The organism is Actinomadura soli (assembly GCF_005889715.1).
In the GTDB taxonomy this organism is placed as follows: domain Bacteria; phylum Actinomycetota; class Actinomycetes; order Streptosporangiales; family Streptosporangiaceae; genus Spirillospora; species Spirillospora soli.
The window spans coordinates 1-6,437 of record NZ_VCKW01000362.1 but is presented as its reverse complement, the minus strand read 5'-3'; the positions used below and the strand labels follow the sequence as shown (position 1 = coordinate 6,437).

General features: G+C 68.9%; 6 protein-coding genes and 1 pseudogene. 3 read left to right on the top strand and 4 right to left on the bottom strand.

All coding sequences use genetic code 11. From position 1 onward, the window contains the following. Positions 1-519: 519 nt before the first annotated feature. Positions 520-1,586, bottom strand: a pseudogene (locus tag ETD83_RS38125) (IS110 family RNA-guided transposase). 1,091 nt (positions 1,587-2,677) lie between these two features. Here ETD83_RS38125 and ETD83_RS43215 point away from each other — a divergent pair. Next, positions 2,678-2,839, top strand: coding sequence for a phytanoyl-CoA dioxygenase family protein (locus tag ETD83_RS43215; RefSeq protein WP_171064674.1), 162 nt, complete (start codon positions 2,678-2,680; stop codon positions 2,837-2,839). A 539-nt stretch (positions 2,840-3,378) separates the two neighbouring features. Here the strand turns inward: ETD83_RS43215 and ETD83_RS38115 are convergent. Then, entirely contained in the window at positions 3,379-4,125 is a 747-nt protein-coding gene (locus tag ETD83_RS38115) for a maleylpyruvate isomerase N-terminal domain-containing protein (protein WP_138650059.1), read from the bottom strand. Between the two features lie 179 nt (positions 4,126-4,304). Between ETD83_RS38115 and ETD83_RS38110 the strand changes: the two genes are divergently transcribed. Both ETD83_RS38110 and ETD83_RS38105 read left to right on the top strand, forming a co-directional pair. After that, the gene (locus tag ETD83_RS38110) at positions 4,305-4,691 is read left to right on the top strand and encodes a GntR family transcriptional regulator (RefSeq protein WP_329603052.1); all 387 of its coding nucleotides are present in this window, start codon (positions 4,305-4,307) and stop codon (positions 4,689-4,691) included. Next, positions 4,688-5,194, top strand: coding sequence for a hypothetical protein (locus tag ETD83_RS38105; RefSeq protein ID WP_138650057.1), 507 nt, complete (start codon positions 4,688-4,690; stop codon positions 5,192-5,194). Before ETD83_RS38110 ends, ETD83_RS38105 begins: the two co-directional genes overlap by 4 nt. Here the strand turns inward: ETD83_RS38105 and ETD83_RS46230 are convergent. Both ETD83_RS46230 and ETD83_RS38095 read right to left on the bottom strand, forming a co-directional pair. Next, the gene (locus tag ETD83_RS46230; RefSeq protein ID WP_407921552.1) at positions 5,168-5,530 is read right to left on the bottom strand and encodes a DUF3303 domain-containing protein; all 363 of its coding nucleotides are present in this window, start codon (positions 5,528-5,530) and stop codon (positions 5,168-5,170) included. The genes ETD83_RS38105 and ETD83_RS46230 overlap by 27 nt on opposite strands. A gap of 78 nt (positions 5,531-5,608) precedes the next feature. Further along, a partial coding sequence (locus ETD83_RS38095; RefSeq protein ID WP_138650055.1) for an alpha/beta fold hydrolase occupies positions 5,609-6,437 on the bottom strand: 829 nt, incomplete at its 5' end.

The window sequence follows — 6,437 nt, the reverse complement described above, 5'->3', positions numbered from 1 at the left end:
TGACGTCCGCGCCTGGGTCAACGAGTGGAACACCGACCCCAAGCCGTTCGTGTGGACCAAACCCGCCGACGACATCCTCGAAACCCTCGCCGGATACTGCCAACGAATTAACGACTCAAGACACTAGCTGGTATATGTGCTTATAGCTGACCACCGCGGCGATTCCGGCCAACACGAAGACGCTGGCCGTGGAGGCCCACCGGATCACCCGATCTGCGAGGGACAACTCTGCCCTGGCCACCGCGATCAGTCCGCCGCCTCGTCGACCAGGGCTGCGGTGTTTAGTGGTACTTCGCCCAGGGGAAGGACGATTTAGGCAGAAGGTTCGTGTTCGACCTCGGACACGAACCTTTCTCCCACAGAGTGTGGGTTTCGAGGGGTGCCTCGGCCCGCACTGTTTGTTGTGTGGGGTGGTAGGTGAGGCGGAGGCCGAGCTTGGCGTACAGGTCGGCCTTGCGGGCGGGGTCGGCAGTCGCGATGGCCTGGGCTCGGTCCCCGAGGGAGATGCTCCTATTGATGTCAAGCAGCGAGATCGAGCGCGGTTGTGGTGTTGATGCTCTGGTAGATCTCGCGTGCGAGATAGCGCTTGAGGCAGCGGATGATCTCTCTCTTGGACAGGCCATCCTTGGTGCGTCGTTCCACGTAGGCGCGTGTGTTGGGGTCCCAGCGCAGACGGGTGAGCACGATGCGGTGCAGGGCGGCGTTGGCTTGTCTGTCGCCTCCTCGGTTGAGGCGGTGGCGGTTGGTCCTGCCGGAGGAGGCGGGTAGTGGTGCCGTGCCGCAGAGCATCGCGAACGCGGCTTCTGAGTGCAGCCGGTGGTGGTTCTCTCCGGCGGTGACCAGGAGTTGTCCGGCGGTGTCGGTGCCAACGCCATGGACGGCCACCAAGCCCGGGTTGATGTCGGCGACGGGGGGTTCCAGGAGTTCGTCCAGCTCGGTGATCTCGATGGTGAGCTGCTGGTGCCGGCGGGCCAGGGATCGCAGGGCGATCTTGGTGGCGGTGGCGGGATCGCCCGCCTGGGCCCGGTCGGGCCGCAGGGCCGCGCAGGTGGCGATGAGGGCCCGGGTGGTCAGGCTGCGTAGCTGGGTGCGCAGCTGGTCGGGGCGGTGACGATCAGGGCCTTGATCTGCCGCTGGGTGTCGGCGCGGTGCTGGATGGCGCTGCGGCGGGCGATGCGCAGGTTCCGCAAGGCTTCAACACGGCCGTCACGTTGTTTGGGGGCGCCGGTCCGTGTCCCGGCGAGCGCGGCCTTGGCGGCTTCGACCGCGTCAATCGGGTCGGACTTGGCTTGGAAGCGTCGGGTCTTGCGGTTGGGCCGGTCGACCTCGACCAGCTTCACCGGTGCGTCCTGCAGATGGCGGGTCAGCCCGGCACCATAGGCGCCGGTCCCTTCGATCCCGATCAGAAGCAGCGTTCCAAAGGAACGCATCCAGGCCAGCAACGCGATGTATCCGGCGGTGCCGGCGGGGAACTGCGCAGTGCCCAGCACTCGCCCCACCAGGTCGATCACCGCCGCGGTGTGGGTGTCCTGGTGGGTATCGACGCCACCGGCGACCTCGATGACCGTGGTGTCCTGGGGTGTAATGGAGGCCATCGCCGTCCTGTTCTCTGTCGACCTGGGGGCAGGGGTGGCACGCACCAGCCGGGCGACGGTGGACAAAACAGTGATGGGGCCTCTGGCCAGGCTCCTATGAGGTCACAACGCCAGGTCCGGTGAGTGCACAGAAGCGTCTCCCGGGCGGGGCCGACAGATCCCGGTCATGACACCAGGTCAGTTGGTTGGAGAGTCAGGCCCCGCACGGGAGGCGCTCACCTACATCATCACTGTTGGTTGATCAGGCCGGTGATCTCCTCGTGATTTCAACTTCACTTGCTGTGGGGCTTGGCGTAGCCGGGCTTCGGCGGCGGCGGCGCGCTGCTGCTGCTGGGTTTCGGTGATCCATCCGGCGATGACGGCCGGGTCACTGTCCTCGTTCAGCGCTTCCAGGGGGCCGCGGCATCGGCTCGTCCCCCGACCACACTGCTCGGCGCCCGCCGACCGTTCTTCTCCGGGATGACAGCCTTGATAGCTCGGCGCAGGTGGGGGGCGGATCACCCGGCCGGAGTAGGGGCGGAGGCGCGGAAAATCGATCGCCGTCTGGGGCGGGCGTGTGGCCATAATGCTGCGGGCTCGGCTGATGCCGCTTGTTTGACCCCGGGAGGCGGACATGGATGGCAAGGGTTTGCGGGAGCGGTTCGCCCTGGACGGGTTCGTACGGCTCGCGGGCGGCTTTCCGGCCAGGGCGGCGGAGGCGATGGCCACTCCCAAGGTGACGACCGCGATCGGGGAGTTGCTTGGATCATGGACCTGGCCCCGGCCGGGCGCCTGGGGCGTGCCGCTGGTCACCTTCCCGACACCGGGGACCTGGGACGTGCCGTCCGGCGGCTGGCACATCGACTACCCGGCGCGGGCGGCGTTGACGCTGAAGTGGCTGGGTTACCTCGCGCCCGTCGGCGAGCACGGCGGCGGCACGGTCTCGCTGGCCGGCTCGCACCGGCTGGTCGAGCGTTTCCTGGACGAGGCCGACCCGGCCGATCCAGGCCGCTCGCCCGCGGTGCGCGACGCGGTCTTCGGATCCGATCCCTGGCTGCGGGACCTCCTGCGCCCCGGGAAAGTCCGGCGGGCGCGTCGAACGGGTGACGCGGGGAACGACGGTCGCCGGCGTCCCGGTCCGCGTGGTGGAGCTGACCGGGCGGCCCGGCGACGTGGTCTTCCTGCACCCGCACCTGTTCCACGCCCCGGCCGCCAACCGTTCGGCAGCCCCCCGCCTCATGATCACCGGCGGCCTCGACGGCTGACGCCCGCCCCGCCGCCGCGCGTGGGCGAAGCTCGTGTCAAGAGCGCGAGCGATCACGCCTCCCCTGGTGGACGGCCCAACGCCTTCGACTCACGCGCTTCCAGGGACCGCAATATCGTCGAGCGCTGCCGAACGCCTTGGCACCGGGCCGACGCGGTGCGGGCGGGCACGCTCCAGGGTCCCCGGTCCGCAGGACACGATGGCGGGGACGCACGTCGAGGCTGTCCCTTGCCGGCACCGGTGATGTCGCTGCTCGACGGCCGGGGATGAGGATGGGCCCGGCCGCCTGTGATCAGGCCTATGTCGTCGGCGCCTGCCGACCACGCCGCGGACGTCCGCTGCGCCGTGCTTTCAATTTCCAGCGTCGCCCGGTGCCCAGGAGCTGGTCGTCCATTTCGTACAGCGGGGCTATCCGTTCGCGGCGACGACCTCGTGGGAGGGCATCCGCTGGTGCGCGGGCTGAGCGGTGCGAGTGCTTGATCGGGATCGGGGATGGCCCTTCTCAGGTCTTGCGATTCGGGCTGGGGAGGGGGCGTGTGGTCAGACCTGTAGGAATGCGGTGATGGGTCCGGCCTGTGCGGTGGTGACGTCTGATAGGTCGGCGCGTTCGCTGGCCCGTCCCCACAGCAGGAGGAGCCGGTCTGCCGCGGTGCAGGCGACGACCGGGTGGTCGGAGGTCGGGGTCGGCAGGATGCTCGCGGTGGCGTCCGGGCGTAGTCGCACCAGCACGTCGGGCCGGTCCGGACTGCGCAGCACGAACGCCGAACCGTCGGGTGCTGCGGCGACCCTGGCTGCCCGGGAGCGGAACGATTCCTGCAGTGTGTGCATCGTGGACAGGACTTTCACCGCGTGGGCGGTCAGGTCGGGCTGCTCTAGGAGGCGGTGTCCTGTTTCGTCGTCGCCGGCCAGGTCCCAGCGGTGCAGGGACAGCTCTGAGCGGGTGTGGGTACGAAATCCTGCGGCGTCCAGTACGGCGCCGGTGAAGTTGACCTGCGCGCCGGCGCGGTCCAACGCGGCGATGGCCTCCTGCAGGCGCTGGCCCTGCTGCGCCAAGGCCGACAGCAGCGCGGTGTACTCCAGCGTCCGGTAGGCCCGCTCCCGCTCGGTGAACTCTCGTGTCGGGCGGGAGGCGCGTCCGGCCAGGGCGTCCTGGATGAGGTCGGCCTCCTCCCGGGCCCCGGCCGTCAGGTGCGCGACCAGGTCCCGCACCCGCCAAGCGCGGCACGCGGTCGGGTCTTCGGCCTTGCGCTTGAGGAGCGCTGCCAGGAAGGCATCTCTCTCGTCCATGGCGGTGACCCTAGGCCGGGCCGCGTCGGGGAGTCTGGCGGTAAATCGACGTCACGTTCGAGGCTGATCGCCGTGTCCGCTACCCCGGTGTGCAAGCCGCGCGTCCCACTCTGAGACAGCCGTTGCCGCTGAGATCGATCTTGGTTACGCGGGTCTGGTGCCGCGTTCGAGAGAACCGGATGCTTGACTCATCGCCAAATGGTGCTAATAATACTAGCACCATGAGATGGACTGTTGATCACTCATCCCAGGAACCGCTGCAGCATCAGATCGCCGGCTGCGTCCGTCACGGGGTGGCAGCGGGCGAGTTGACCGCCGGTGAGCAGCTTCCTCCGGCCGCCGAGCTGGCGGTGGCCCTGTCGGTCGACCGCAACACCGTGCTCGCCGCCTACCGGCAGCTGAGGGACGAGGGCCTGCTGGAGTTCCGCCGGGGACGCGGAGCCCGGGTGACCTCGGGTGCTCCGGTGGCCTCGGTCACCGAGGCGGCTCACGCCCTGATCGCCGTCGCCCGGGCCCAGGGGCTCGGCCGTGCCGAACTGATCCGCCTCATCGAGGAGCTGACATGACCGCATCGGAGTTCTCCGGCACCGGCCGGAACTCGATCTACACCGGCCGCGTGACCAACTGGCCCTTGGTGACCGGCAGCGCCGTACTACTGCTGCCGCTGCTGGTCCTGGGAGGGGGACCGAACGGGAGCTGGCGGGACCTGGCACCGATACTGATCTCCGTCTCTGGCGTGGTCCTCTACGCTCTCACCGGGTCCAGCGTCAGAATCGCGGCCGGCCCCAACGGAGTCTCCATTCATTTCGGAGCACTCGGATGGCCGCGCCGCACCTACCACCTCGACCAGATCCAGCGCGCCGAAGTGATCAACCTGCGCCCCCTGTACGTCGCCTTCGGTTTCTGGTGGACCCCACGACGCACCTGCTACACAGTCCGCTCCGGCCCCACCCTGCGACTGCTGCTGAGCAACGGCCGCACCGTCACCGTCACCACACCCCACCCTCATGCGGCCGCCACCGCCATCAACGATGCGAAGGCGTCACCAAATGCACATGGCCGTTCGTAGGAATCGCGCATATTCGGTGACCGCGCGCCATTCCGGAGCGTGTCCTTGGGCGGGGTGTGCGTCCCGCCGCCAACGGGCGAGTCTCAGGCCTCCGCTCAAATGCGCCTGAGGCTGTCGATCGCTGTCGCTGTGCAGCGAGTCACAGAAGGTGCGACCGACAACATAAGAGCCTCTCCACTGGAGGACCCATTCTTGGAAGAGGCGCAGGTCATCGCACTTCATCAGCTGGAAGCACCGGCTGAAGTTGGGCTCGACCCAACTGTCGATGTAGCGCAGCCCATCCGGAATCATGCGTCCCCGATCGCGAACCTTCTGGTAGATGGGGCGGCCGCGCAAGGGTTTTCCCCAGCCGCCGGGAGACGGGCGACGGCCTCCGCACGGCGATCGTGTCCGCGGCGTGCCGGCATGCCGGACTCAGGTTCGTGTGACGTGGGCGGTGTGCCAGGTTCGGACGTGGTCGGCGACCTGGGCGGGGGCGTCGCACATGGGGAAGTGGTAGCCGCCCGCAACGGTGTGCTGGACGGCGCCGGGGAACAGCGCCTTCCACTTCGGCTGGAGGTTGAGCGGGTCGTTGCGCTGCCCGAAGACCGTCAGCAGCGGCCGGTCGGCCAGCGGGCCCCTCAGCGCCGCCTCGGTTTCCTGGAAGAGCTGGTCGTTGCGGCGGGCGTCGGCGATGTAGCGGTGGAATGCCCGCCGGCCGTCGCGGTCGATGACGGCGCGGAACGCCCGGCGCTCGGGCCGTCCCAGCTGACGCCCCACGCCGAAACGCGTAGAAATGAGCCAGGGCAACCAGCCGGTCCAGGCGTCGCTCTCCCGGACCAGTCCGCTGCCCATGACCGCGAGCATGCCGCGGAACGCGATACCGGTGGGCCGCCAGGCGAAAGTGTTGATGGCGGCGATGGCCGCGACCCGGTCAGGCTCGCGCGCGGCGGCGCTGATTCCCGCCGGACCGCCCAGGTCATGGACGGCGAGCGTCACGTGACGGAGGTCGAGCGTACGGAGTACCGCCGTCACGGCATCGGCGGCGGTGGCCAGGCTGATGCCCGCGGCGAAGGCGGAAGTGCGGCCGGTGCCGGGAGCGTCCAGGGTCACGCACCGGAAACCAGGAGCGAGTTCGGTGATCAAGTCTCGCCACAGCAGGCTGCCCAGGCCCACGTGGACGAGCAGCAGCGCCGGCCCGCTCCCCTGACTGTCGGTCACCGCGACGGGCCCGGCGGAAGTCTTCAGCAGGATGGTTCGCCAG